At 58.8% G+C, this 25738-nt stretch carries 22 protein-coding genes and 1 pseudogene; 15 read left to right on the forward strand and 8 right to left on the reverse strand.

Annotated features, from left to right (window positions below; genetic code table 11):
- Positions 1-3063 (reverse strand): retention module-containing protein (locus tag ACQKPC_RS08850; RefSeq protein ID WP_427624154.1); only part of this gene is annotated, 3063 nt, incomplete at its 3' end.
- Positions 3064-3422: 359 nt separating this feature from the next.
- Here ACQKPC_RS08850 and ACQKPC_RS08855 point away from each other — a divergent pair.
- The 8 genes from ACQKPC_RS08855 to ACQKPC_RS08890 all read left to right on the forward strand — a co-directional run bounded on the left by ACQKPC_RS08855 (position 3423) and on the right by ACQKPC_RS08890 (position 13159).
- On the forward strand, positions 3423-4775 hold the full coding sequence (locus ACQKPC_RS08855; protein ID WP_038978391.1) for a TolC family outer membrane protein: 1353 nt from the start codon (positions 3423-3425) through the stop codon (positions 4773-4775).
- 39 nt (positions 4776-4814) lie between these two features.
- Positions 4815-6971 (forward strand): type I secretion system permease/ATPase, encoded by a 2157-nt coding sequence (locus tag ACQKPC_RS08860; RefSeq protein ID WP_050682105.1) that lies wholly within the window; start codon positions 4815-4817, stop codon positions 6969-6971.
- On the forward strand, positions 6961-8328 hold the full coding sequence (locus ACQKPC_RS08865) for an HlyD family type I secretion periplasmic adaptor subunit (protein ID WP_063341962.1): 1368 nt from the start codon (positions 6961-6963) through the stop codon (positions 8326-8328). The genes ACQKPC_RS08860 and ACQKPC_RS08865 overlap by 11 nt, the downstream gene beginning before the upstream one ends.
- A gap of 300 nt (positions 8329-8628) precedes the next feature.
- The gene (locus ACQKPC_RS08870; protein WP_427624156.1) at positions 8629-9540 is read left to right on the forward strand and encodes a TauD/TfdA dioxygenase family protein; all 912 of its coding nucleotides are present in this window, start codon (positions 8629-8631) and stop codon (positions 9538-9540) included.
- Between the two features lie 15 nt (positions 9541-9555).
- On the forward strand, positions 9556-10581 hold the full coding sequence (locus ACQKPC_RS08875; RefSeq protein WP_427624157.1) for an ABC transporter substrate-binding protein: 1026 nt from the start codon (positions 9556-9558) through the stop codon (positions 10579-10581).
- A gap of 5 nt (positions 10582-10586) precedes the next feature.
- Positions 10587-11447 (forward strand): ABC transporter ATP-binding protein, encoded by an 861-nt coding sequence (locus ACQKPC_RS08880; protein WP_427624158.1) that lies wholly within the window; start codon positions 10587-10589, stop codon positions 11445-11447.
- A 19-nt stretch (positions 11448-11466) separates the two neighbouring features.
- Positions 11467-12333, forward strand: a complete 867-nt coding sequence (locus ACQKPC_RS08885; protein WP_063341959.1) for an ABC transporter permease — start codon at positions 11467-11469, stop codon at positions 12331-12333.
- A 337-nt stretch (positions 12334-12670) separates the two neighbouring features.
- Positions 12671-13159: a glycine zipper domain-containing protein gene (locus ACQKPC_RS08890; RefSeq protein ID WP_427624159.1), complete on the forward strand. Its 489-nt coding sequence runs from the start codon at positions 12671-12673 to the stop codon at positions 13157-13159.
- A 69-nt stretch (positions 13160-13228) separates the two neighbouring features.
- Here the strand turns inward: ACQKPC_RS08890 and ACQKPC_RS08895 are convergent, their stop codons facing one another.
- From ACQKPC_RS08895 to ACQKPC_RS08910, 4 genes are all read right to left on the reverse strand, one after another.
- A complete protein-coding gene (locus ACQKPC_RS08895) occupies positions 13229-13660 on the reverse strand; it encodes an acyl-CoA thioesterase (protein WP_427624160.1) in 432 nt (143 codons plus the stop codon).
- Between the two features lie 176 nt (positions 13661-13836).
- Complete coding sequence (locus ACQKPC_RS08900) at positions 13837-15063, reverse strand: 3-hydroxyacyl-CoA dehydrogenase NAD-binding domain-containing protein (protein ID WP_427624162.1); 1227 nt, start codon at positions 15061-15063, stop codon at positions 13837-13839.
- Positions 15064-15291: 228 nt separating this feature from the next.
- Positions 15292-17226, reverse strand: a complete 1935-nt coding sequence (locus tag ACQKPC_RS08905; protein WP_427624163.1) for a RecQ family ATP-dependent DNA helicase — start codon at positions 17224-17226, stop codon at positions 15292-15294.
- A gap of 422 nt (positions 17227-17648) precedes the next feature.
- The gene (locus ACQKPC_RS08910) at positions 17649-18152 is read right to left on the reverse strand and encodes a polysaccharide deacetylase (protein ID WP_427624164.1); all 504 of its coding nucleotides are present in this window, start codon (positions 18150-18152) and stop codon (positions 17649-17651) included.
- Between the two features lie 311 nt (positions 18153-18463).
- On the opposite strand from ACQKPC_RS08910, the gene ACQKPC_RS08915 reads away from it, so the two are divergent.
- The 7 genes and pseudogenes from ACQKPC_RS08915 to ACQKPC_RS08945 all read left to right on the forward strand — a co-directional run bounded on the left by ACQKPC_RS08915 (position 18464) and on the right by ACQKPC_RS08945 (position 22318).
- Positions 18464-18757, forward strand: coding sequence for a hypothetical protein (locus ACQKPC_RS08915; RefSeq protein WP_008076544.1), 294 nt, complete (start codon positions 18464-18466; stop codon positions 18755-18757).
- A gap of 83 nt (positions 18758-18840) precedes the next feature.
- Positions 18841-19008: a hypothetical protein gene (locus tag ACQKPC_RS08920; RefSeq protein ID WP_427624243.1), complete on the forward strand. Its 168-nt coding sequence runs from the start codon at positions 18841-18843 to the stop codon at positions 19006-19008.
- Between the two features lie 338 nt (positions 19009-19346).
- On the forward strand, positions 19347-19643 hold the full coding sequence (locus ACQKPC_RS08925; protein WP_427624165.1) for a hypothetical protein: 297 nt from the start codon (positions 19347-19349) through the stop codon (positions 19641-19643).
- Between the two features lie 113 nt (positions 19644-19756).
- Positions 19757-19921, forward strand: a pseudogene (locus tag ACQKPC_RS08930) (transcriptional regulator); the annotation flags it as partial.
- A 56-nt stretch (positions 19922-19977) separates the two neighbouring features.
- Positions 19978-20331, forward strand: coding sequence for a DUF1493 family protein (locus ACQKPC_RS08935; RefSeq protein ID WP_427624166.1), 354 nt, complete (start codon positions 19978-19980; stop codon positions 20329-20331).
- Between the two features lie 224 nt (positions 20332-20555).
- Positions 20556-21050 carry a helix-turn-helix domain-containing protein gene (locus ACQKPC_RS08940; RefSeq protein ID WP_427624167.1) on the forward strand — a complete coding sequence of 165 codons (495 nt, stop codon included), beginning with the start codon at positions 20556-20558 and terminating at the stop codon, positions 21048-21050.
- Positions 21047-22318, forward strand: a complete 1272-nt coding sequence (locus tag ACQKPC_RS08945) for a type II toxin-antitoxin system HipA family toxin (RefSeq protein WP_427624168.1) — start codon at positions 21047-21049, stop codon at positions 22316-22318. Before ACQKPC_RS08940 ends, ACQKPC_RS08945 begins: the two co-directional genes overlap by 4 nt.
- A gap of 157 nt (positions 22319-22475) precedes the next feature.
- On the opposite strand, the gene ACQKPC_RS08950 is transcribed toward ACQKPC_RS08945, so the two are convergent.
- The 3 genes from ACQKPC_RS08950 to ACQKPC_RS08960 form a co-directional block, all read right to left on the reverse strand.
- The gene (locus tag ACQKPC_RS08950) at positions 22476-24017 is read right to left on the reverse strand and encodes a phosphoenolpyruvate carboxykinase (protein ID WP_427624170.1); all 1542 of its coding nucleotides are present in this window, start codon (positions 24015-24017) and stop codon (positions 22476-22478) included.
- A 179-nt stretch (positions 24018-24196) separates the two neighbouring features.
- Entirely contained in the window at positions 24197-25099 is a 903-nt protein-coding gene (gene hslO, locus ACQKPC_RS08955) for an Hsp33 family molecular chaperone HslO (protein ID WP_007903074.1), read from the reverse strand.
- A gap of 225 nt (positions 25100-25324) precedes the next feature.
- Positions 25325-25732, reverse strand: a complete 408-nt coding sequence (locus ACQKPC_RS08960; RefSeq protein WP_007903079.1) for an RNA-binding S4 domain-containing protein — start codon at positions 25730-25732, stop codon at positions 25325-25327.
- Positions 25733-25738: the final 6 nt, after the last annotated feature.

Raw genomic sequence — 25738 nt, forward strand, 5'->3', positions numbered from 1 at the left:
GCCGACCGGGATGGTGATGGTCTGGCCGTTCGACAGGGTCACAACCACCGGCGAACCGGTGACCGGTGCGCTGACGGACGCGGTGTAAACCACGGTCCCGCCTTCAGCGATACTCGAAGTGGCACTCAGCGAAACGGTGCTGGTGTCGATGGTGTCGTTGACGGTGGTCGCCGCCGGTGTATTGCTGGCAACCAAATTCTCGAAATTGCCGCCGGTCGCGTCTTTGATGGTTGCTTCGACGGTGCCGGTGTCTTTGTAGACGTCGTCCTTCGGCGCATCGACAGTCACGGAACCGGTGGTTTTGCCCGCTTCGATGGTGATCACGGCGCCGTTCGACAGGGTCACGGTCACTGGTGTACCGGCCGCATTGGTCAGGGTTGCCGTGTAGGTGATCTGGCCGCCTTCATCCACCGAACCGCTGGCAGTCAGCGACAGGTTGGTCATGTCAGCGGTGTCAGTGATCGAGGTGTCCGCTGACTTGCCGTCGACCTCCAGTTTCTCGTAGTTGCCGCCCTTGGCATCGTCGATCTTCACGCTCAACGAGCCGCCGCCAGCCAGCGCATCGTTCGGCGCGGTGAAGTTGACAGAACCGCTGCTTGAGCCGACCGGGATGGTGATGGTCTGGCCGTTGGACAGGGTGACAACCACTGGCGAACCGGTGACCGGTGCGTTGACGGACGCGGTGTAAACCACGGTCCCGCCTTCAGCGACAGTAGACGTCGCCGTCAGATTAACCGTCGAAGTGTCGAGAGTGTCAGTCACCTCGGTGACCGCTGCCGCCGGGTCCGTCACCAGGTTCTCAAAGTTGCCACCGGCGGTGTCCGCGATGGTGACTTCGACCTTGCCGGCATCTTTATAAACATCATCGGCAGGCGCATCGACGCTCACGCTGCCGGTAGTCGCGCCGGCGGCGATGGTGATCACCGCGCCGTTGCTCAAGGTCACAGTGACCGGCGTGCCGGCCGGATTGGTCAGGGTCGCGGTGTACAGAATCTGACCACCTTCGGCCACTTCGGTGGACGCAGACAGGCTCAGGCCGGTGTCATCTTTCGAATCGGTAATGGTGGTGAGCGCCGGCTCGCTGCTCGGGGTCAGTTGCTCGAAATTGCCGCCGGTGGTGCCGGTGATCGTAGTGCTGACGGTGCTGCCGTTGTTGTAGACGTCGTTGGCCGGCGTATCGACGGTCACGCTGCCGGTGGTCTTGCCCGCTTCGATGGTAATGACCGAGCCGTTGCTCAAGGTCACGGTCATCGGCGTCCCGGCCGGGTTGGTCAGGGTGGCGGTGTAGGTGATCTGGCCGCCTTCGACGACGGTGCCGGTGGCGCTGAGGCTCAGGCCGGTATTGTCGATCGAGTCGGTGATGGTGGTGACGGCAGGCGTGGTGCTCGGTACCAGGTTCTCGAAGTTGCCGCCGGTAGCGCCCGTGATCGTGGTGCTGACAGTGCTGCCGTTGTTGTAGACGTCATTGGCCGGGGTTTCGACGTTCACGGAGCCGGTGGTTTTACCGGCTTCGATGGTGATGGTCGAACCGTTGGACAGGGTCACGGTGACCGGTGTCTGCGCCGGGTTGGTCAGGGTCGCGGTGTAGGTGATCTGGCCACCTTCAGTGACACTGCCGGTGGCGGACAGGGTCAGGCCAGTGTCGTCGACCGAATCGGTAATGGTGGTGACAGCCGGAGTCGGGTTCGGCACCAGACTCTCGAAGTTGCCGCCGGTAGTCCCGGTAATCGTGGTACTGACGGTGCTGCCATTGTTGTAGACGTCATTGGCCGGCGTCGGAACGTTCACGCTGCCGGTGGTCTGGCCGGCATCGATGGTGATGGTCGAACCGTTGGACAGGGTGACGGTGACTGGTGTCTGCGCCGGGTTGGTCAGGGTCGCGGTGTAGGTGATCTGACCGCCTTCGGTGACAGTCGAACCCGCCGTCAGCGTGACGGTGGTGGTGTCGGCGGAATCGGTAATGGTGGTGACGGCCGGGGTTGGATTCGGCACCAGATTTTCGAAGTTGCCGCCAGTCGCGCCGGTAATCGTGGTGCTGACGGTACTGCCATTGTTGTAGACGTCGTTGGCCGGCGTCGGAACGTTGACGCTGCCGGTGGTGTTGCCAGCGGCGATGGTGATGGTCGAACCGTTGGACAAGGTGACGGTGACCGGCGTTTGCGCCGGGTTGGTCAATGTCGCGGTGTAGGTGATCTGGCCACCTTCAGTGACGGTCGAGCCCGCTGACAGTGTGACGGTGGTGGTGTCGACGGTGTCGGTGACCTGGGTCACGGCCGGAACGGTCGGCGGGGTGATCACGATACCGCTGCCGCCCGTGGTGCCGGTGACGGTCACATTGATCTGGGTCGAGTCGTTATAAACCGTGTCGTTCGGTGCCAGCGGAACGTTGACGGTGCCGGTGGTTTGGCCGGCTGCAATCACGATCACCGAGCCGTTGGACAGGGTAATGGTCAGGTCGGTCAGCGGCGCCTGGGTCAGGGTCGCGGTGTAAACCAGCACGCCACCGGCCTCGGTGATGGTCGGCGTGGCGCTCAGGCTCAGGGTCGATTCGCGCAGGGCATTGGCGCTGGTGTCGGCAGTCTGGCCGCCGGTGGTGTCTTGTGTTGCCAACGCGGCAGTGGCGAGACCCTCTGTCGGGAAGCCGATAGTCGGGTCGACCCGGGCAGCGGTTGCCTCCAGGGCCACAAAGCTGTGGCCACCACCGGTAGAGCCGCCCCCGCTCGCAGCCGTAGGGCCGGCCGCGGTGGCTTCAAGAGCGGTGGTCGGGTCGACGCCTGCAGCGATGGCTTGTTGCAATTCGTCAACCGATGGCGCGGCTTGTGCAGTGGCTTGCACAAGGTCGGTGCTGGAATCCGGATCGCTGCCGCTCCACTGAGTGTCGCGGCCCAGGTCCAGGGTCCGGCCATCAGCCAGTTCGAGCGTAATGGCGCCGGCGGCACCGGTGTCTACCTGATCGCCGACCAACAACCGGTCGCCTTCAACGAGTACGCGGCGGACGCCTTCTGGCGACACCGCGAAAACCTGACCAACAATGCTTTTGACGATGGCAACAACACTGCTCATTGAAGACTCTCCGGGTGTCACGTTCAGTTGACCTCCATGAACCGCTCGGCGTGTTCGCCGATCGGGGCTGGACGTACTTTCTAAGATGTTTGATGCATAACTTTGACGCGGTAAGCGTCAATAACTTGGCTATATTTTTTCGAAATTAACTTTATGCCAAACTATTGACCTTAGGGGAGCCATCCTAAACAATCGTCCTAGTAATGTCACATTGATATTTAAGCGGCGACCTGTCCTGCAGCGTGTGATCCAGTTCCGATTTTGAACTTTCCGACATACGGTCATTCCGGTTGCCATCATCCGATGCAGCGCCACGTACTGCAGTGATTCAAGACAAGAAGTCCCGGGAAATTCCAACTATGCGTTTGCACCTGTTCAAGGTTCTACCCTTCGCCCTTGCCGCCAGCTTTGTTCAGGCGCAAAGCCTCCCGCAGGCCATGCAGCAGGCGCTGGATGTTCATCCGGAAATTCAGGCAGGGGTTAACAGCCGATTGGCCGCGGATTATCAGTTAAAGGCCGCCAAAGGGGGATACCTGCCGAGGGTCGATCTGCTGGGCGGTTATGGTCGTGAAGGCACCGACAGCGTCACCACCCGCGCCGCTGGCAACAATAACCACTGGGAAACGTTGAACCGTAGCGAGTCAAGTTTACGTCTGTCGCAGATGGTGTTTGACGGTTTTGCGACGTCCAGCGAAGTGGGGCGTCAACAAGCCACCGTTAATTCCCGCGCTTATTCCTTGCTGGGCACGTCGGAACGTACCGGGCTGACCGTCGCTCAGGTCTATCTCGATGTATTGACCCGCCGCGAATTCGTGCGCCTGGCCGAAGACAACCTGAAGAACCACGAACGGATTCTTGACCAGATCAAGTTGCGCACCCAGCGCGGCGTCGGCAGCGGAGCTGACCTGGATCAGGCTGACGCGCGCATGGCCCAGGCCCGCAACAACCTGATCACTGAACAGACCAACCTGGCTGATGCCGAAACCAACTTCCTCAGCGCCGTCGGCCAGATGCCCGATCAACTGGAGCGGCCTGCCGATTTCATGGCGCTGTTGCCGGCCAACCTGAATGAAGCCCGGGCGCAGATGCTGGAAAACAGCCCGATCCTGCGCTCCGCTGAATCCGATATCGCCGCCGCCGAGAAGCAGTACGAAGCCGCCAAGTCGAGCTTCTATCCGCGCTTCGATGCCGAACTGGGTCGCAGCGCCGACAACGATCTCGATGGTCAGAATGGTCACAGCAACGAATGGCAGGCCATGCTGCGCATGCGCTTCAATTTGTTCGCCGGTGGCAGCAACAAGGCTGATCTGGAATCCAAGTCCTACCTGTCGAACCAGGCGCTGGATATTCGCAACAATGCCCTGCGCGTGCTGAATGAAGAACTGGGCCTGGCCTGGAATGCCTTGAACAACGCCAATGCCCAAGTGCCGATCGCCCAGCAGTATGTCGATCGCAGCGCCAGTGTACGCAGTGCTTATCAGAAGCAGTTCAGCCTCGGAGAACGCACTTTGCTCGACCTGCTCGACAGTGAAAACGAGCTGTTCAGCGCTTCCCGTCGGCTGGCCGAGATCAAGAACATTCAGTTATTTACTCAGTACCGAATCAAGGCGACCATGGGCGAATTGCTCAAAAGTCAGGGCGTAGTCGCACCGTTGGCATCCGTTGTGCAAAACGACGTGAAGCCCAAGGTTCAGTTGCCCGGGATGAATTGAGTCCTGCCTCATTTTAATCGTTAGCCAAGAGTGTCGAGCGTGGAATCAGAAGTCAGTCGAGTTCAACTCATTCATGATCCGCGCGCGCTGCATGACGATCCGTTACTGGACGGCCTGCTAGCCCTTTGCACTTTGCACCAGAAACCGGCCAGCGCCGCGATGCTGACCACCGGCCTGCCGTTACCCAAACAACGCCTGAGCGTCGAACTGCTGCCCCGCGCGGCCGCTCGCGCCGGGCTGCAAGGGCGGGTACTGCAACGCAAGCTGGAGCAAATTCCGGCGATTGCCATGCCGGCGCTGTTGCTGCTCAAGGAAGGTCGCAGCGCGGTGCTGCTCGGCTGGCACGGTGAAGACCAGGCCCGCCTGCTGCTTAGCGAAAGCGATGGTGGTGAGGTCTGTGTCAGCCGTGAACTGCTCGCCGACGATTACAGCGGCAAAGTCTTCTTCGCCCAACCCCAACATAAATTCGACGTTAACCACGGCACGCTGATCCCGCGCGCGCGTTCGTGGTTTCGCGACACCCTCAAGCGTTCGCGCTGGCTGTACGCCGACGCCATCGCCGCCAGTTTTCTGATCAACATCATTGCCATGGCCGCGCCGCTGTTCGTGATGAATGTCTATGATCGCGTGGTGCCAAACCAGGCCGAGTCGACCCTGTGGGTACTGGCCATCGGCATCACGGGCGCTTATCTGTTCGACCTGATCCTCAAGAGCCTGCGCAGCCTGTGCCTGGACCTGGCCGGCAAGAAAACCGACCTGATCATCTCCGCGACGCTGTTCGAGCGCATCGTCGGTATGGCCATGAAATACCGCCCGGCCCGTGTCGGCAGCTTCGCCCAGAACATCCATGAGTTTCAGAGCCTGCGGGACTTTCTCGCATCGCTGACCCTCACCAGCCTGATCGACCTGCCGTTTACGCTGCTGATCTTCATGGTCATCGCGATTCTGGGCGGGCATCTGGTGTGGATTCCGGTGCTGGCGTTCCCGATTGCCTTGCTGATCGGTTATGCCTTGCAGAAGCCGCTGGTGGCGACCATGGAACGAACCATGGCCCTGGGCGCCGAGCGTCAGTCGAGCCTGATCGAAACCCTCGCCGGCCTCGATGCGGTGAAGGTCAATAACGCCGAAAGCGAACGCCAGTATCAGTGGGAACAAACCATCGGCACCCTCAGCCGCCTCGAGCTGCGGGTGAAAATGCTGTCCGGTCTGGCGATGAACATCACCTTGCTGATTCAGCAACTGGCCGGGGTGATCATGATCGTCTTCGGCGTGTACCAGATCATCGACGGCCACCTGAGCATGGGCGGCTTGATCGCGTGCTACATGCTCAGCGGTCGTGCCCTCAGTCCATTGGCTTCGTTGTCCGGCCTGCTGACCCGCTACCAGCAAGCCCGTGTGACCATGACCTCGGTCGATCAGATGATGGAGCTGCCCCAGGAGCGCAATTTCGACGAGCGCCCACTGAGCCGCAAGGTGCTGCAAGGCGCCATTGAATGCCGTCAGCTGAGCTTCACTTACCCGGATCAGCAGAACCCCGCGCTGAAGAACATCAACCTGATCATCAAGCCCGGCGAGAAGATCGGCATCATCGGTCGCAGCGGCTCGGGCAAAAGCTCCCTGGCCAAACTGCTGGTGGGCCTCTATCAGCCGGACGACGGCGCGCTACTGGTGGATGGTGTGGATATCCGTCAGATCGACGTCAGCGAATTGCGCCACAACATCGGCTACGTGCCCCAGGACATCCAGTTGCTTGCCGGTACCCTGCGCGACAATTTGGTGTCGGGCGCGCGCTATGTCGAAGACGAATTGGTGCTGCAAGCCGCGGAACTGGCCGGCGTCCACGAATTCGCCCGTCTGCACCCGCAAGGTTATGAGCTGCAAGTCGGTGAGCGTGGGCAGAACCTGTCCGGTGGTCAGCGTCAGAACGTCGCCCTGGCCCGAGCGCTGCTGCTCAACCCGCCGATCCTGTTGCTGGACGAACCGACCAGCGCCATGGACAACACCGGTGAAGAACGCCTCAAGCAACGCCTCGCTGCGGTGGTTGAGAACAAGACCGTGGTGCTGGTGACGCACCGGGCTTCGCTGTTGTCGCTGGTGGATCGTCTGTTGGTGATCGACCGTGGGCAGATACTCGCCGATGGCCCGAAAGCCGCCGTGATGGAAGCGTTGAAGAAGGGGCAGATCAGTGTTGCTTAAGTCCGGGGTCAAGGATTCCATCCGCCGTTACTTCAAAGGCTCCGCATCGCTGCAAGGCCAGCCCCTTCCCGAGGTCAACAAAGCGCTGATCGAAGACGCCCCGCGCGTGGTGCGGTTGACGATCTGGGCGATCATCGGCTTCTTCGTATTCTTGATGCTTTGGGCCAACTTCGCGGTGATCGATGAAGTCACCAAGGGCGACGGCAAGGCGATTCCGTCGTCGAAGATCCAGAAAATCCAGAACCTTGAGGGCGGTATTGTCTCCGAGTTGTTCGTCACCGAAGGGCAGATCGTCGAGGCTGGCGCGCCGCTGATTCGTCTCGACGACACACGGTTTGCCTCCAATGTCGGTGAAACCGAAGCCGATCGGCTGTCGATGCTGCTGCGTGTGGAGCGCTTGAGCGCCGAGGTCGATGACCGTCCGCTGAACTTCCCCGCCGACGTGCTCAAGGCTGTTCCTACTCAGGCTGCCAGTGAAGAGTCGCTGTATATCAGCCGTCGTCAGCAACTGTACGATGAAATCGGTGGCTTGAAAGAGCAGTTGATCCAGCGTCAGCAAGAGCTGCGCGAGTTCACCTCCAAACAGTCTCAGTATCGCAACGCGTTGTCGCTGCAACGTCAGGAAATCAACATGTCCGAGCCGTTGGTGGCTCAGGGCGCAGTGTCGCCGGTGGAGGTTTTGCGACTCAAGCGTGCCGAGGTCGAAACCCGCGGCCAACTGGACGCCACTACGCTGGCGATTCCTCGGGCCGAATCGGCGATCAAGGAAGTGCAGCGCAAGATCGACGAGACTCGCGGCAAATTCCGCAGCGAAGCCCTGACCCAACTTAACGAAGCGCGCACCGATCTGAACAAGGCCCAAGCCACTGGCAAGGCCCTGGAAGACCGGGTTAGCCGGACGCTGGTGACATCGCCGGTGCGCGGTATCGTCAACAAGTTGCTGGTGAACACCATCGGCGGCGTGATCCAGCCGGGCAGCGATCTGGTGGAGATCGTGCCACTGGATGACACCTTGCTGGTAGAAGCCAAAATTCGTCCGCAAGACATCGCGTTCCTGCATCCGGGGCAGGACGCCACGGTGAAGTTCACGGCCTACGACTACACCATCTACGGCGGCCTGAAAGCCAAGCTGGAGCAGATCGGTGCCGACACCATCACCGACGAAGACAAGAAGACCACGTACTACATCATCAAATTGCGCACAGAGCGCAGCCACCTCGGGACGGATGAGAAGCCGTTGTTGATCATCCCCGGGATGGTGGCATCGGTGGATATCATTACCGGCAAGAAGACCGTGCTCAGTTATTTGCTCAAGCCGATTATTCGGGCGCGCGCCGAGGCGTTGCACGAGCGGTAGGACGCTAAACCTGTGGCGAGGGAGCTTGCTCCCGCTGGGGCGCGAAGCGGCCCTCCAAAAAAAGGGACTGCTACGCAGTCCAGCGGGAGCAAGCTCCCTCGCCACAGGTTACTCATCGCCTGTTCTGCCATATCGTTATTCACTAACGGTATTTAAATTTCAATTCTTATACCTATAAAGTCACTCCCCTGCGTACCTGCCGACCAATCGGCGCGCCGCACGACACGAACCAACACGGGACCTCCGTGAGTTTCTGATCGATGCGCGCCCTTGAGCGCGCTGTGCGTGGGAGTGATTTTTATGTCAGCCGTCTCTTTTTCTCCAAAGCCTGCCTCAACCGGCGTCGCCGCGTTCGCGTCGCAATCCTTCGAAATCCGCCCGTTCAGCGGCGCCGTCGGTGCTGAAATCATCGGCCTGGACCTGTCCCGCCCGATCAACAACCGGGATTTTGCCCGCGTCCATCGTGCGCACCTGGATCATCACGTGGTGGTGTTCCGCGACCAGCGCATTACTCCCGAACAGCAGATCGCCTTCAGCCGCCGTTTCGGTGTGTTGCAGATCCATGTACTCAAGCAATTCCTGCTGGCCGGGCATCCGGAAATTCTCATCGTTTCGAACATCATCGAGAACGGCCAATCCATCGGCCTCGGGGATGCCGGCAAGTTCTGGCACTCGGACCTTTCCTATAAAGAGCTACCAAGCCTGGGCTCGATGCTGCATGCCCAAGAGCTGCCGTCCGAAGGTGGCGACACGCTGTTCGCCGACATGCACAAAGCCTGGGACAACCTGCCCGAGGCGCTGCGCAAAGCCGTCAAAGGTCGTTCGGCCGCGCACTCCTACACGGCGCGCTACAGCGAGAGCAAATTCGAGGGTAACTGGCGCCCGACCCTGACGCCGGAGCAACTCGCTCAGGTCGCCGAAGTGGTTCACCCCATCGTCCGCACCCACCCGGAAAACGGTCGCAAAGCGTTGTTCGTCAGCGAGGGCTTCACCACCCGCATCGTCGGTTTGCCGGAAGACGAGAGCAAACAATTGCTCGACGAGCTCTACGCCCACAGCGTGCTGGCGCAAAACATTTACCGCCATCAATGGCAGGCCCACGACCTGGTGTTCTGGGACAACCGTTCGCTGATTCACCTCGCCGCCGGATGCCCCAGCCATCTGCGCCGCAAGTTGTATCGCACCACCATCCAGGGCGACGCGCCTTTCTGATTTCGGAGAACTCCCATGTCCAAACGTCTTCCATTTGCACCCTTGGCTGCGGCCATTGGCCTGGGTTTCAGCCTGCTCGCCGGCAGCCTGGTGGCGCCGACCGTCGCTCACGCCGAAGGTGAAATCCGTATCGCCGAACAGTTCGGCATCGTTTATCTGCTGCTCAACGTGGTGCGCGATCAGAACCTGATCGAGAAGTACGGCAAGCAGGAAGGCATCGACATCAAGGTCGACTGGACCCAGCTCTCCGGCGGCTCAGCGGTCAATGATGCGTTGCTTTCCGGTTCCATCGACATTGCCGGAGCCGGCGTCGGCCCGCTGCTGACCATTTGGGACCGCACCCACGGCAAGCAAAACGTCAAAGCCGTGGCCTCCCTGGGCAACTTCCCTTACTACCTGGTGAGCAATAATCCCAAGGTCAAAACCATCGCCGACTTCACCGAAAAGGACCGCATTGCGGTGCCGGCGGTCGGGGTCTCGGTGCAGTCGCGCTTCCTGCAATACGCGGCGGCCAAGCAATGGGGCGACAAGGAGTTCAATCGTCTCGACAAGTACACCATCGCCGTTCCGCACCCGGATGCCACCGCGGCACTGATCGCCGGCGGCACCGAGTTGAGCGGGCACTTCTCCAACCCGCCATTCCAGGATCAGGCGCTGCAAAACCCCAACGTGCATGTGGTGCTCAATACCTATGACTTGCTTGGTCCGAACTCGCCGACTGTGCTGTTCGCCACCGAGAAATTCCGCAACGAAAACCCGAAAACCTACAAAGCCTTCATCGCCGCACTGACCGAAGCGGCCGAGTTTGCGCAGAACGATAAAGGTGCGGCGGCCGACACTTACATCCGCGTCACCAAGGCCAAAATCGACCGCGCGGCGTTGCTGAAAATCATCGACAACCCGCAGTTCGAATTCAGTATCACGCCGAAAAACACCTACCCGCTGGCCGAGTTCCTCTTCCGCGTCGGTGCGATCAAAAACAAACCGGATTCGTGGAAGGATTACTTCTTCCAGGACACCAAACCGCTGCAAGGGAGCTGACCGACATGAACGCCCCTTTGCAAGGCCACACGGCCAGCAAGCCGATCGCGGCAGCTCAAGCGCTGCTGTCGGTCGACCAGGTCAGCCTGGAATACCGCACGCCTGCGCGGGTGGTTCGAGCGACCCATCAGGTCAGTTTCGAGATCGATCCGGCGGACCGCTTTGTGCTGCTCGGTCCTTCGGGCTGCGGCAAGTCGACGTTGCTCAAAGCCGTTGCCGGGTTCATCCCGCCCTGTGAGGGTGAGATTCGCCTGCAAGGCCAGCGGGTCGATGCGCCAGGGCCAGACCGGATCGTGGTGTTCCAGGAGTTCGATCAACTGCCACCGTGGAAGACCGTCAAACAGAACGTGATGTTTGCGCTGCTCGCGTCCAAAACCCTCAAGCGCAAAGAGGCTGAGGAGCGGGCGCTGCATTATCTGGACAAAGTCGGTCTGGCGGCGTTTGCCGATGCCTATCCGCATACCTTGTCTGGCGGCATGAAAGCTCGCGTGGCCATTGCTCGCGCCTTGGCGATGCAGCCGAAGATCCTGTTGATGGACGAGCCCTTCGCCGCCCTCGACGCGCTGACCCGACGCAAGATGCAGGAAGAGTTGTTGCTGCTCTGGGAGGAGGTGCGTTTCACGTTGCTGTTCGTCACTCACTCCATCGAAGAGGCGTTGGTGGTGGGCAACCGGATTTTGCTGCTGTCGCCTCATCCGGGGCGGGTGCGGGCGGAAGTCCACAGCCATCAATACGACTTGCACAGCTTGGGGGGCGTGGCGTTCCAGGAATCGGCGCGGCGGATTCATCGGCTGTTGTTCGACGAAGGTCAGTCGCCGGAAACCGAGCGTGAGCTGGATTTCGCCGACATTCGCATCGCTTATTGAGCCATTGGAGGATTGCCCGATGAGCCATTCATCATCTGCGCGTAAAGAGTACGAAACTGTTTTGCAGCCGCTGACCAGCGTACCGCTGGAGCGTGAATTACCGCTCGGCCAGCGTCTCTGGCAGCAAGGCTGGCTACGCAAAAGCCTGATCCTGATTTTGCTCGCGGTGCTTTGGGAAGCCGTTGCCCGTTATCAGAACAACGACCTGCTGCTGCCGAGCTTTTTGCAAACCGCCAGCGCGCTGCAGGATGGCCTGCTCAGCGGCGAACTGCTGGGCAAGGTGTGGATTTCGCTGGTGGTTTTGCTCAAGGGTTATCTGATCGGCATCGTTCTGGCGTTTGTCCTGACGACGCTGGCGGTGTCGACCCGGTTCGGTCGCGATCTGCTGAGTACGCTGACCTCGATGTTCAACCCGTTGCCCGCGATTGCCCTGTTGCCGCTGGCGCTGCTGTGGTTTGGCCTGGGGCAGAACAGCCTGATTTTTGTACTGGTGCATTCGGTGCTCTGGGCGTTGGCCTTGAATACCTATGCCGGGTTTCTCGGTGTCTCGGAAACCTTGCGCATGGCCGGGCGCAATTACGGCCTCAAGGGTATCCGTTTCGTGCTGTTCATCCTGATTCCGGCCGCGTTGCCGTCGATTCTTGCCGGGCTGAAAATCGGCTGGGCCTTCGCCTGGCGTACGCTGATCGCCGCCGAACTGGTGTTTGGCGCTACCAGCGGCAAGGGTGGTCTGGGGTGGTACATCTTTCAGAATCGTAATGAGCTGTATACCGACAAGGTGTTTGCCGGGTTAGCGGTGGTGATCCTGATTGGGTTGCTGGTGGAAAACCTGGTGTTTGATACGTTGGAGCGGGTGACGGTGAAGCGGTGGGGGATGCAGCGGTAGGTTCTGCGGTGTCTGATCTGGCTCCATCGCGGTCTTCGGTGGACACAGCATTTGTGTTCGACCGAAACTCCACTGTGGGAGCGAGTCTGCTCGCGATGGCGGTAGAACATTCAACGAATTTTTTCGAGCCGCACTTTCCAATCGCCCACAAAAAAGGCCGTTTCTGTATCAAAACGGCCTTTGCGAAGTAGTTAAAGACCGGCGAAAAACACTTAAGTTCCGCCCAAAAAACAGTAACTTATAGAATTGTGCTCAAGTCGTGTTACTCGTCGGATTTCTATTGTCACAACCATGACACAGCCTCAGGATCGCGCCGTCATCCCCTTGAGGTTCCTCTATGAAGTTCTCCTCGATTCTCTTGTTGTCCCTTGGCCTGGTCAGTGGCTTCGCTTCTGCTGGCGGCACCACCGAAGCAGGTGTGGGCGGCGCATTGGGCGGGGTTCTTGGCTCGGTCGTCGGTCAATCGCTAGGCGGCAGTACAGGTTCAACCATTGGCGCGGCCTTGGGCGGCGCGGGTGGTAGCGCAGTCGGCGCAGACAAACGCAGCCGTGGCGAAGCCGCCATTGGCGGTGCGCTGGGCGCAGCAGGCGGTAACGTGGTCGGCCGCAGCATGGGCGGCACCACCGGCAGCCTGATCGGTTCCGCAGCAGGTGGCGGCGCCGGTGGCGCGCTGGGTAACTACATGGGCAACAAGAGCGACGACGATGATCGTCGTTCCTATCGTCGTGGTTATGATGATGACGATCGTGGTTACTACCGTCGCGGCCATCCAGGTCGTGGTCATGCCTATGGCCATCGCAAGCATAAACATCGCTATCGCGACTGAGGCTTGAATCGCCTCGTTTACCGGTAGATCAAAAAATCGCAGCCCTCGGGCTGCGATTTTTTTTGCCTCTCAGATCGCCAGTCGCTCCAACGCCCCGCGCAATCCGACAGGAATTGCCACCGGTTGATTCGTGGTCCGATCCACAAACACATGCACGAAGCGCCCCGCCGCACAGGCATCATCTTCACCTGCCTTGAACACCGCCAATTCGTACTGCACCGAGCTGTTGCCCAACTTGCCGACCCGCAGGCCGATTTCGATCCGGTCCGGGAAAGCGATAGAGGCAAAGTAGTCGCAGGCCGAACTCACCACAAACCCCACCACCTCGCCGTCATGGATATCCAGGCCACCGACTTCGATCAGGTAGGTGTTTACCGCCGTATCGAAAAAACTGTAGTAGGTGACATTGTTGACGTGACCGTAGGCATCATTGTCGTGCCAGCGAGTGGTGATGGGCTGCAAGTGCGAGTAATCGGTGCGTTGGGGCATCGGGTTGGACATCAGCGTCGATTCCTGGAATTGAATAGCGAGTCTAAAGCGAAAACCGCGTTATCGTTCTTCGCGAGCAAGCCCGCTCCCACATTCAATCTTTATTGGACACAGGTTTTGTGTACGGCTGAGATCCAGTGTGGGAGCGGGCTTGCTCGCGAAGGGGCCTTCACAAACGCCACATAAAATCACATGTCAGCGAACCCTCGCCCCTCTGCCGCCAGCTCACCAATCAACCGCGCCGGCGCCCAGTGATCGCCCTGCTTGGTCTCAAGCTGCAACAACCGCAGATGAATATCTTCCAACCCTTGCTGATCCGCCCAGGCCATCGGCCCGCCCTTGTCCGCCGGGAAGCCATAACCGTTGAGATAGACCAGGTCGATGTCATGCGCCGATGCCGCGATACCTTCCTGAAGAATCTTCGCCCCTTCGTTGACCAGCGCCAGCAAACAACGCTCCAGAACCTCTTCAGGGCCGATCTCACGACGCTGGAACCCCAACCCTTCGCTGACTTCCAGTACCAGCGCATCGACTTGCAGATCGTGCTCAGCCTGGCGACTGCCCGGTTCGTAGTGGTAATACCCGTCGCCACTCTTCTGACCGAAACGCCCGAGCTCGCACAAGCGGTTGTCCACTTGAACCTCCGGCGCATCCTGGCCCTTGCCTGCCAGCTCCCGAGCACGCCATTCCAGATCGATGCCGACCACGTCGTACATGCGGAACGGCCCCATGGCGAAACCAAAACCTTGCAGCGCCGCATCCACCTGATAAGGCAAAGCGCCCTCCAGCAGCATCTTGCGTGCTTCTAGTACGTAGGGATGCAGCATGCGGTTGCCAATGAAGCCATGGCAGTTGCCCGACACCACGCTGACCTTGCCCATGCGCTTGCCCAGTTCCAGCGCCGCATCAAGCACCGCCGGCTCCGTCTGGGCGCCGCGCACAATCTCCAGCAATTTCATGATGTGCGCAGGGCTGAAGAAATGCAGGCCCAGGACCTGTTGCGGACGGCGAGTGGCAGCGGCGATGGCGTCAATGTCCAGCGCTGAGGTATTGCTGGCCAGAATCGCTTCAGGTTTGAGCAGGCCGTCGAGTTCGCGGAAGATTTTCTGTTTCAACTCGAGGTTTTCGTAGACCGCTTCGATGACCAGATCGACATCGCGGATCGCTGCGTAATCAGCCGCCGCCGTCACCCGTGCAATGCGCGCATCCGCCTCTGCCTGATCGATCCGTCCCTGACGCACGTTGTGGGCGTAAGTCTCAGCTACGCTGGTCAGCGCTTGCTCAAGCATCTGCGGATTGTTATCGACCCATTGCACCGGCACCCCGGCGTTGGCCAGGCACATGACAATGCCACGGCCCATGGTGCCCGCACCGATCACGGCGGCGCGCTGAATATCGAACGGTGTCTGGCTCATGGTTGTTCTCTTGTTAGCGATCCAAAGACAGTCCTCACCATAGTCAGGCGTCGGGCTTTTTTGAAGTTTATTCCTGTGATGAGCGACATTCAGGGGATGGATAAGCTTTCAAAAGCACCGATATCCCTGTGGGAGCGGGCTTGCTCGCGAAAGCGGTGTGTCAGGCAACATCAATGTTGAATGTGATGGCCCCTTCGCGAGCAAGCCCGCTCCCACATTGACGGTGCTTCAGCTTGGCAGGTGCGACTGGGACCAGTCGCGCACGTCGCCATACGGATAATCCTCCAACGCCGCAAACCCCGGAATCGAGCGCGCCTTGAGCTTGGTAAACAGCGGCACGCTGATCCCACACAGAAACCGCGTGATGCGCTCTGCCGATGGAGCACTCCCCGTGTGCTGCTCGTGCTTGTGGATAAAATCACCACACAGCGCCTCGAAATTTTTATCCACAAGCGCTGGCAATTCTGGCGGTGCCGGCAATCGCGCCACGTGACCGTGACACACGGAACAATGCCCGCACTGCTTCGGTGCGTTTTCGTCGCCGAAGTACTCCGCCAGGCGATAGCCCAGGCAGTGGTCAGTAGCGAACAGATCGAGCATGGCGTGAATCCGAGCGATCTCGGTGCGCTCGTGTTGGGTGAAGTAGGCGTGCAATTCAGCGCTCAGGGTTTGGGAATCAAAGTCCGCTTGCAGCAGGCTGTAGACCTCGGTCATCTGCTTGCTTTCAACCTCGACCCAGCCCTTCTCCTGGAAGTAATCCAGCGCCTTGACCACCCGACTGCGCTCGGCGGAATACTGCTCATACAGCGCATCGAAATTCACCGTGGCCCAGGTCCGTGCGCGGCTGGAGGTCTGGATGATCGCCGAGACGAAGTCCTTTCGCTCACCTTCAAATCGGGCAAGCAATGCTTCGGGTTCCTGCAAATACTTGAATCGGTACTCGGCGTAATAGGCATAACGCGGGGCGATCATTGCGCGCAGTTCCAGCTGCACCAGCAAAGTCTTGAGCGGTAACTGGCGAATGTTGCTCTGATCGGCCAAAGGCCCCAGCAGAAATTCCCATTGCCCCTCGGGCGCAGTGGCTTGCAACTCGTCGAGCACGCAACGAATGCCGTCCCGTTCCGGCGTGTCGCCGTAGACGAAGTTTTCCAGCACGTTGAGGCTGTCGCGGTTGGCCAGCACCAGGCAATCGGACGGCTGACCGTCACGCCCGGCGCGACCGATTTCCTGGCTGTAGTTTTCGATGGATTTAGGCAGGTCGAAATGCACCACGTTGCGGATATCGCTTTTATCGATGCCCATGCCGAAGGCAATGGTGGCGACGATGCAATTGGATTGCCCACCCATGAACCGCCGCTGGATTGCTTCGCGCTGTTCGTGCGGCAAACCGGCGTGATAGGCCTCCGCCTGAATGCCGCTGCGGGTCAGATGCTCGGCAATGTGCTCAGCGGTTTTCTGCAGGGTGACGTAGACGATACTCGGCTGGCCGGGACGCTGGCTCATCCACTCGACAAGGCGTCGTCGCTTGTCCTGGCCGCGTACCGGTTCCACCAACAGATTGAGGTTGGGCCGGTAGAAACCGGTCGTCACCACATCCTCAGGGGCGATGGCGAATTTAGCCTGCATGTCGGCGATCACCTTGGGTGTCGCGGTGGCGGTCAGCAGCAGGGCCTGAGGAATGTTGAACTGGCGTTGGTAGTCCGGCAGCTTGAGGTAATCGGGGCGAAAGTTATGGCCCCATTCAGAGATGCAGTGGGCCTCGTCCACCACCAGCAGCGAGATCGGCACCTGCTGCAAAAAATGGCGGAAGCGCTCGTTCTTCAGTCGCTCCACGGAAATCATCAGAATCTTCAGCTCGCCGGACTTTGCCCGGGCCATCACATCGCTGGCGTCATCGCGGCTCTGGGCCGAATCGATACTGCCCGCCGCAATGCCGTGGCGCTGCAAGAACGCTAACTGATCCTGCATCAACGCCAGCAAAGGCGAGACCACCAACGTCAGGTGCGGCAGCAACAAGGCCGGCAGTTGATAGCAAAGGGACTTGCCCGAACCGGTCGGGAAAATCGCCGCCGCCGAGCGGCCGGCCAACACAGCACTGACCGCCGCCTCCTGGCCGGGTCGAAACTGTGGGTAACCGAAAACCTGTTCCAGGGTGTTGTGCATAAGCTGTCACTCCGTTGACCGCTGCGAAGCCCAAAGCCTAGCTGGCGAACGCAGCGGGTCGAGAAAAGGTCGGGGGTAAAAACGATACTGGATGATACAGCGTCACCCCATTGATTCCTTCGCCACGGATTGAAACAAACGAGGCACTTTGCCCCCTGACATCAGCCCCTGTCAGCCGGTAAGGTTCACCCCGAGAAAAACCATCATCCGCGAAGTTTTCATCAAGGCAGGACGCCCGCACGCGGATTCTTATGAAGGAACAACCATGCCATACACTCAGTTTTTACCCATTGTCCTTGTCTTTGCATCTCTGCTGCTGAGCGGGTGCATGAAGCTCCCTGACGAACCTCCGCTCCTCGCTACGCCCACAACTCTGGGCGGCGCCTCACAGACTTAGTCATCGATTGACTGACGTCGGGTGGCTACGGCACCAACACCGCCACCCGCAACTGCTCATCCAGCGCCTGCTCATGAAACACCCGGCTCTTGCTCGCCCAAACTGCATAAGCCGGGTTGATTTCGCCCGTGAACGCCGCCGCCAACTGACGCAAATCCGCGACACTTCGCACACGGGGGCAGAAAGGTTCGCCGTCACAGTTCTGGCTGGCGTTGTGGTAGGTGACCAGCAACCGATCCCACAACCCCTCACGCACTTGCCTGACCGATTTGAGCTTCACAGCCGGCACACCCAGCCGCTGTTTCAGACCCTGTTCGTCCAGCGCTTCGCTGGCCAGCAGCGCCTTGCCCACCATCAACACCTCGGCGCGGGATGCGGTGTCGACATCTGCCTGAGTGGTCAGCGCCTGTGGCCAACCGTTGCGGTCCATGTTGGCGAGGACCAGCGAATGAACGACGTCAGCAGCGCCCGCCATCCGACAAGCACCAGCCCACAACAATAAAATCGAGGCCATACGTAGCCATTGCATACCTAATTCCCTTTAAGAGTTGACTCAGACGTTTCGAAACGTCCTACAAAATCTGGCGCGCACCCTACGGAGGTTCAGTGCGCCACGCCTGACAATCCCGTAGGAATATCGACCTCTCGGGGGAAAAGCTTAAAAAATAGTCGGTACGTGCGTAGGCAAAGGTCGATAGCGCCGGTAAACCCCCTACAAAACCCGTCCATTTACGTCTTATTGCGACGCCTCGCTGCCGCCCTCTATAGTTTCCGACTCGGCTGAAAACACTGTGTCGGCCCGCCGGCGAGCCTGCCCGATTTCCCACAGGACTGACCTCGATGAACACGTTCCAACCGTTAACCAACCGCTATCGCCCGCTCAAAACCAGCTACAGCGAAACCCCCGTGCTGGTCATCGACACCCAAGCCAATCCTCACGAGATTCTCGATGCCGCCCAGCAACGCATCCGCGCCGCCAGCGACCTGCTCGAAACACTCTATTGCCTGTGCTTCAAACAGGCTGACGTGAAAGACATTCCAAACATCGTCAGTGCGCTGTACCTGCTGACCCAGGATGGTCACGAATTGCTTGAAGTTGCCCGGCAGCGACTGCCGAGAATCACTACCAATTGATGCCAGAAAACAAATCCAGACCCACATGAAGATCCCTGTGGGAGCCGGGCTTGCCCGCGATGAACGATAACGCGGTATGCCTGATGAAAAACGAAACATCCGATGCTCAACGACCACTCGATAAAGCGGCCTGCGGCACATGGTTCAGAGCACAAGTACAAGCCAGCCTCGACGACCCTCGTCCCTGCATTCCCAATGAAGAAGTCAAACGCGTAATGGCAATTAAACGAGAGAAAATGCGGAAGGGATAAGTCCGTCAGCAACGGCCTATCAAAGCTTCATCCCGTTCCTACAACCGAAGACACCTTGTCGCCTATCGCTGCCCGCAACTCACACCTATAGTCGTGACTGTCGCTGCCAAATCAGCGGCTCGGGCTTGGTCACCCGAATGGATCATACTTACGCGTTCGCTGTATGCTGCCGGCACCTCAAGTGTCTGCACGCTTTATGGTGGCTGTGTTTGGGACGCCTTCGGGCGTGCCGGGTATGCGTGTGATCCTCACCGGTTGACCAACCTGAACACAGTCCACCTCCCATCGCTTGGTCACGATGGTGGTGGCTTCATTTGATGCATTTGAGGATAAACACAATGAATTCATGGAAACCGCTCACCGATCGTTACCGCCCGCTCCAATCCAACCTCACCGATTCCCCGCCCCTGATCATCGACACAGAGGCCAACCCCCAGGACATCCTCGAAGCCGCCCTCCAGCGCATCCGAGCGTCCAGCGATCTCCTCAAAACCTTGCACTGCGTTTGCTTCAAACACGGCGACGTAGAAGACATCCCCCACATCACCCACGCGCTCTACCTGCTGACCCAGGATGGCTGCGACCTACTGAAAGTCGCCCAGCAACGCATGATGGGCTGGAAAGCACCAAGCTGACACCGAGGGAAGATCGTTCCCACGCTCCGCGTGGGAATGCCTCCACGGACGCTCCGCGTTCGGCTCTTGGAGCGTGGAACATCGAAAGCCGTCATCGAGTACTGGAGGCAACCATGAGCAAGTTTTTTGATGAGCTAATGGAAAGCGTGCAACAGATGAACGAAATCCTGCGCGGTGAGCGTGAGCCTTCCCGCGAATTCCATGTTGACGCGTTGCGAGTCAAAGAAATCCGCAAAGCTACCGGTCTGACTCAGGCCAAATTCGCAGCGTTGATCGACGACCGACGCGCCGCAAAGTCAGGCTTAATCGGTACACACCCAACGGAATATGCGCCATGAACCTCTCTCCCAACTTCCCCGACGACCACGCCATGCACTTGCTCATGCAGCTGCTACACGAAGAACTTGGCCTGCCTGAACGCAAAACGCTCAGCCTCAGCACCTCGATCAATTTCGACCTGAGCTGCGACAGCGCTGATGCGCGGCATTTGATGGAAGCGCTGGAAGAACAGTTTGGGATCGACTTCGTGGACTACGACGCCTATCGCTACTTTCAGCCGGAAGGGTTTGATGTGTTCCTCAAACGCAGGGCGAAAGGACGTGGCGACAAAATCCCACTGACCATTGGCATGCTTTACCAAGCGGTCAAGTTGCAACGGTGGGATACACAAGGATTGGAAGGCCTGTAACGCGCATATCGCAACACAAGTGGCATTATTCTGGCTGTTTAAGCTTATTACGACTGGAATAATGGCAGTTAATGATGATCGATCAAATCCTGTCCTGCTGCATAAACAAGGAATGGCGGCACATAACAAGCTGATCCCGTAACCTCGTGAGACAGTGAAGCAGCATTTCCATTAAGTGCTATTATTCTGGCAGTTTATGCTTAAAAGTGAAGGAATAATGGCATATGGCTAAGAAAACAGCGCCACTTTTGCCCGCCGCATCCAAGCTGCTCTCTGAGTTTGGCGAGCGACTGAAACTCGCTCGACTGCGCCGAAAACTGACAGCCAAGCAAGTCGCCGAAAGGGCTGGCATGTCACTGACAACACTGCGCTCTCTGGAGTCAGGCGGAGCAGGCGTGACCATGGGCGCGTATTTGTCGGTCATGCAGGTGCTGGGGCTGGAAAAGGACTTGAGCAAGCTCGCCGCAGTGGATGAGTTAGGGCGCCAACTGCAAGATGCTCAGTTAACCCCCGGAGCGAAACTCACAGTCAATAAACGCCGAAGCGCACGAAGCATTGCTGCGACCAGAACGCCGCCCCCCGCTAATGAAAAGAGCGGCCAATTCATTGAAAAATCCGGTCCCGAATCAAATCGCGTTCCTGATTTCCCTTTCAGCACCCACTCGTTATCTCGCTTGGTGATCAAGAAAAAAAACAAACCTACGGAAAGTGAAAAATGACATTAATCGCTGTGTATGCCGATTGGGAAACCTTGAACGGTCCAAGACGACTTGGGTTCTTGCACGTAAGAAAGACTCGCTCCGCAAACGTATTTGAGTTTGAGTACGACTCTGCCGCACTGGCCGATCCAGCGTTAAATTTCATTTCTCTTGATCCTCGTATCGGGCTTTTTGAAGGCCGTCAGTACCCAGGTCAACATCAGAGCCGGTTTGGCCTATTTGCTGACTCAAGCCCTGATCGGTGGGGTCAGTTGCTTATGAAACGTCGACTGGAGCGAGATATCCGCGAGGGCTTGGTACCTGACGGAACCAAGCTGTACGAATCCGACTTTCTTTTGGGGGTTCATGACCGCTACCGGGTCGGGGCGATCCGCTACAAACTCAATGACCAAGGCAATTTTCTGGATGATCGCGATGGATTGGCTGCTCCACCCTTCGTCGAGTTACGCGCCTTGGAGCAGGCAAGTCGCGCACTGGAGAGCGATGAGGACAACACCGCTCCCGATGGACGCGAATGGCTGAGAATGTTGATTGCACCAGGCGGCTCATTGGGCGGAGCCAGACCTAAGGCCAGCGTCGCTGACGAAGCTGGTCATTTGTGGATCGCTAAATTTCCAAGCACTCGCGATGACTATGACGTCGGTGGTTGGGAGCTGGTGGCAAATGCCTTGGCGGATAGCTGCGGGCTGCGGGTAGCGACTGGTGTGGCGCAACGCTTCGCGAGCGATCATCACTGCTTCATGGTTAAGCGCTTCGACCGAACAAAAAATGGTGGTCGACTGCACTTCGCCTCAGCCATGACCATGACAGATAGGGTAGACGGCGACGATGCATCGGCAGGTGCCAGCTATCTGGAGTTGGCTGAAGTACTCATGAAGCACGGCTCAGAAACTAACGCGGATCTTCGCGAGTTGTGGTCTCGTATCGTGTTCAACATCTTGGTTTCCAATACCGACGACCACCTGCGCAATCATGGTTTTATCCTTGATCCTGGTCGAGGATGGCGCCTGTCTGAAGCCTACGATATGAACCCGGTACCCCATGCCGATGGATTGAAACTCAACATCACCGATTCAGACAACGCCTTGGATCTTGAGCTCGCTCGCGAAGTTGCAGAGTACTTCCGTATCAGCCGTAAAGACGCAGACGAAATTATCGAGAATTTCCGGGAAGCTGTCAGCCAATGGTCAACCGTGGCTAGTGCTTTAGGGCTTTCGAAGCGAGAGAGAGACAACATGGCCCCAGCGTTTCGGCTGGCAGGTAATTAGCCTCAACGCACCAACTACGGCTCATGACTTCGATTCACGCTTCCTCCCCACACTCGGTCGCCTACGGGGACCTTCACCCACAAGATTGCACCCATGCTGGGCGCCCACAAAAAAGCCGCCCTCAAAGGGCGGCTTTTTCATTCGCTAAATCCAGACCTTACAACTTCGGCCCAGCAGCCTTGATCGCGTCGCTCACGTCGAACTTCTTGAAGTTCTCAACAAACAACCCAGCCAGTGCTTTAGCAGCTTCATCGTAAGCAGCCTTGTCAGCCCAGGTGTTACGTGGGTTCAACAGGCCAGTTTCAACGCCCGGTACGGCCAGTGGCACGTCGAGGTTGATGGTGTCCAGGTGCTCGGTCTCGGCACCGATCAGAGCGCCGCTCTGGATCGCTGCGATCACGCCACGGGTGGTCGGGATGTTGAAGCGTTTGCCGACGCCGTAGCCGCCGCCGGTCCAGCCGGTGTTGACCAGGTAGACCTTGGAGCCGAAGCCGCGGATGCGTTTGATCAGCAGTTCTGCGTATTCGCCGGCCGGGCGCGGGAAGAACGGTGCGCCGAAGCAGGTGGAGAAGGTCGACTTGATGCCGCTGCCGGAACCCATTTCGGTCGAGCCCACCAGTGCGGTGTAGCCGGACAGGAAGTGGTAGGCCGCTTGTTCTTCGCTGAGGATCGACACTGGCGGCAATACGCCGGTCAGGTCGCAGGTCAGGAAGATCACAGCGTTTGGCTCGCCACCGAGGTTTTTCTCGGAACGCTTCTCGACGTGCTCCAGCGGGTAGGCCGCGCGGCTGTTCTGGGTCAGGCTGCCGTCGGCGTAGTCAGCCTTCTTGGCGTCGTCCAGCACAACGTTTTCCAGGACTGCGCCGTGCTTGATGGCTTTCCAGATGACGGGTTCGTTCTTCTCGGACAGGTCGATGCACTTGGCATAGCAACCGCCTTCGATGTTGAACACCACACCCTCGCCCCAGCCGTGTTCGTCGTCACCGATCAGGTAACGGCTTTCGTCGGCGGACAGGGTGGTCTTGCCGGTACCGGACAGACCGAAGAACAGGGTTACGTCGCCCGCTTCACCGATGTTGGCAGCGCAGTGCATTGGCAGCACGTCGGCGGCCGGCAGCAGGAAGTTCTGCACCGAGAACATGGCTTTCTTCATTTCACCGGCGTAGCGCATGCCGGCGATCAGCACTTTCTTCTGGGCGAAGTTGAGGATCACGCAACCGTCGGAGTTGGTGCCGTCACGCTCTGGCACGCATTCGAAGTTGGCAACGTTGAGGACTTGCCACTCGTCACGACCAGCCGGGTTGTACTGGGCCGGGTTGATGAACAGGCAACGACCGAACAGGTTCTGCCAGGCAGTCTGGGTGGTCATCTTCACGGCCAGGTAGTGCTCTTCGGCAGCACCTACGTGCACGTGGGAAACGAAATGCTCTTGCGCGTTGTTGAAGGCCTCGACGCGAGCCCACAGGGCATCGAACTTGTCGGCCGGGAACTTGCGGTTGATCGGGCCCCAGGCGATGGCGTCCTGGGTGGTCGGCTCTTCAACGATGAAACGATCGACTGGCGAACGGCCGGTACGGTGACCGGTGCGAACAACCAGCGCGCCGGTATCGGCAAGCTCGCCTTCACCGCGATTCAGGGCTTCTTTAACCAGATCATCAACACTCAGATCGGTGTACACGGCGTTATTGGCTTGCGTCATGAGGTTCCCCGTCGGCCAGTGGCCGAGTGCTCCAAACGTTTTGTAGTAGAAAGTCGTGCACTACTACCGCGAAAAAAGTGGGCCGGATTATGCCAGAAAAGCCCAAAAAGTGTAGGGCCCTCCCGTCAGAACGGCGTTATTCCGGCGTTAAGCAGTGAATTTACCTGCACTGAAACGTTTTAGTGACGGGTATCTGACGGCGTATCGACCCCTGCACCAGCAAACAATTGGGTGATATCGGCTGCGTCGAACAGGTAACGTTCGTTACAAAACTGACAATCGATCTCGATGCGGCCGCCATGTTCGACGACCAGCTTCTGAGCATCTTCCAGACCCAAACTGACCAGCGCATTGCCCGAGCGTTCCCGGGAGCAACTGCAATGGAAGCGTAGTTTCTGCACATCGAACAGGCGCACCTGCTCTTCATGGTAGAGGCGATGGAGCACGGTTTCGTTGTCCAGGCTCAGCAATTCATCGGCGGTCAGAGTACCGCCCAGCGTGGTGATGTGCTGCCAGCTGGCGGCGCGTTCTTCTTCGTCTTTCAGACGGTCGGCAGGCAATTGCTGCAGCAACAGACCACGGGCACGACGGCCATCGGCGTAGAGCCAAAAGCGGGTATTGGTTTGTTGGGACATGACGAAGTAATTGGTGAAGCACTCCGACAGGGTCGCGCCGTCGAGGTCGACGATGCCTTGGTAGCGTTGGCCCTGAGTCGGGTCGACGGTCAGCGCCAGCACGCCATTGGGCATCAAGTCGGCGAGGGTCGCGTCGGGGGCGATCTGGTCGGCTTCGTAACGAGCCAGGCCACGGATTTCGCGCTCGCTGGAGCACTCGATCATCAGCAACGGCACCGGGCCTTCGGAGCGGGCCTGCAGAATCAGCAAGCCATCGAACTTCAAGGTGCCAACCAGCAACGCTGCCGCTGCCATCAACTCGCCCAGCAGTTGTGCGACCGGCTCCGGATAGGCGTGTTTGGCGAGGACTTCGGCATAGCTACGCTCCAACCCAACCAGCTCGCCGCGGGTGTCGCTGTCATCGAAGATGAAGCGTTGGGTGTAGTCGTTATCCGATAGATTGGTCATAGGTCTGGGTATCTGAAAGGGTGACAAAAAAGAAAAATCGCGTCGTTTCCGCATTTTTGGGCGGGTAAAGTTCAGCCGTAAGGGCATTTTATGAACAATCCGGGGTTGTTCCAAGCAAGGTCAAACCTCGGTTTTCGACGAACGGTATTTTCATTTTGCCGCTGTCGAGTACACCCATATGGCTGCACAGGTGCGCGATTGCAAGTCTGTGCCCGACGGCGATCACTACTCGTCGTTGCTGTTACCGCGAAACTTGAACAGATCCCGGCGCTGCTTCTTGCTCGGTTTGCCATCGGTGCTCACGCCCAACGCCCCGGCCTTGCGCATGGCCGCAGCCGCTTCACGTTTGGCGATGCTGGCTTCGGTTTCGGCATACAGGGCCTGAGCCTCCGGCGCGCCACGACGCACGATCGACAGCGCCTGGACCACCACCGTGCGTTCCTCGAAGCCGGTGCGAATCTGAAACTCATCGCCGACCCTCGGCTCCTTGCCTGGCTTGCAGCGCTCGCCCCGGCAATGCACCTTGCCACTCTCAATCGCGGCCTTGGCCAAGGCACGTGTTTTATAAAAACGCGCGGCCCACAACCATTTATCGAGACGGACCTTGTCGTCCTCTTCGCTTTTTTGTGCCATTGGATG

Origin of the sequence: Pseudomonas sp. NPDC089918 (assembly GCF_050280605.1) — a bacterium.
Lineage (GTDB): Bacteria > Pseudomonadota > Gammaproteobacteria > Pseudomonadales > Pseudomonadaceae > Aquipseudomonas.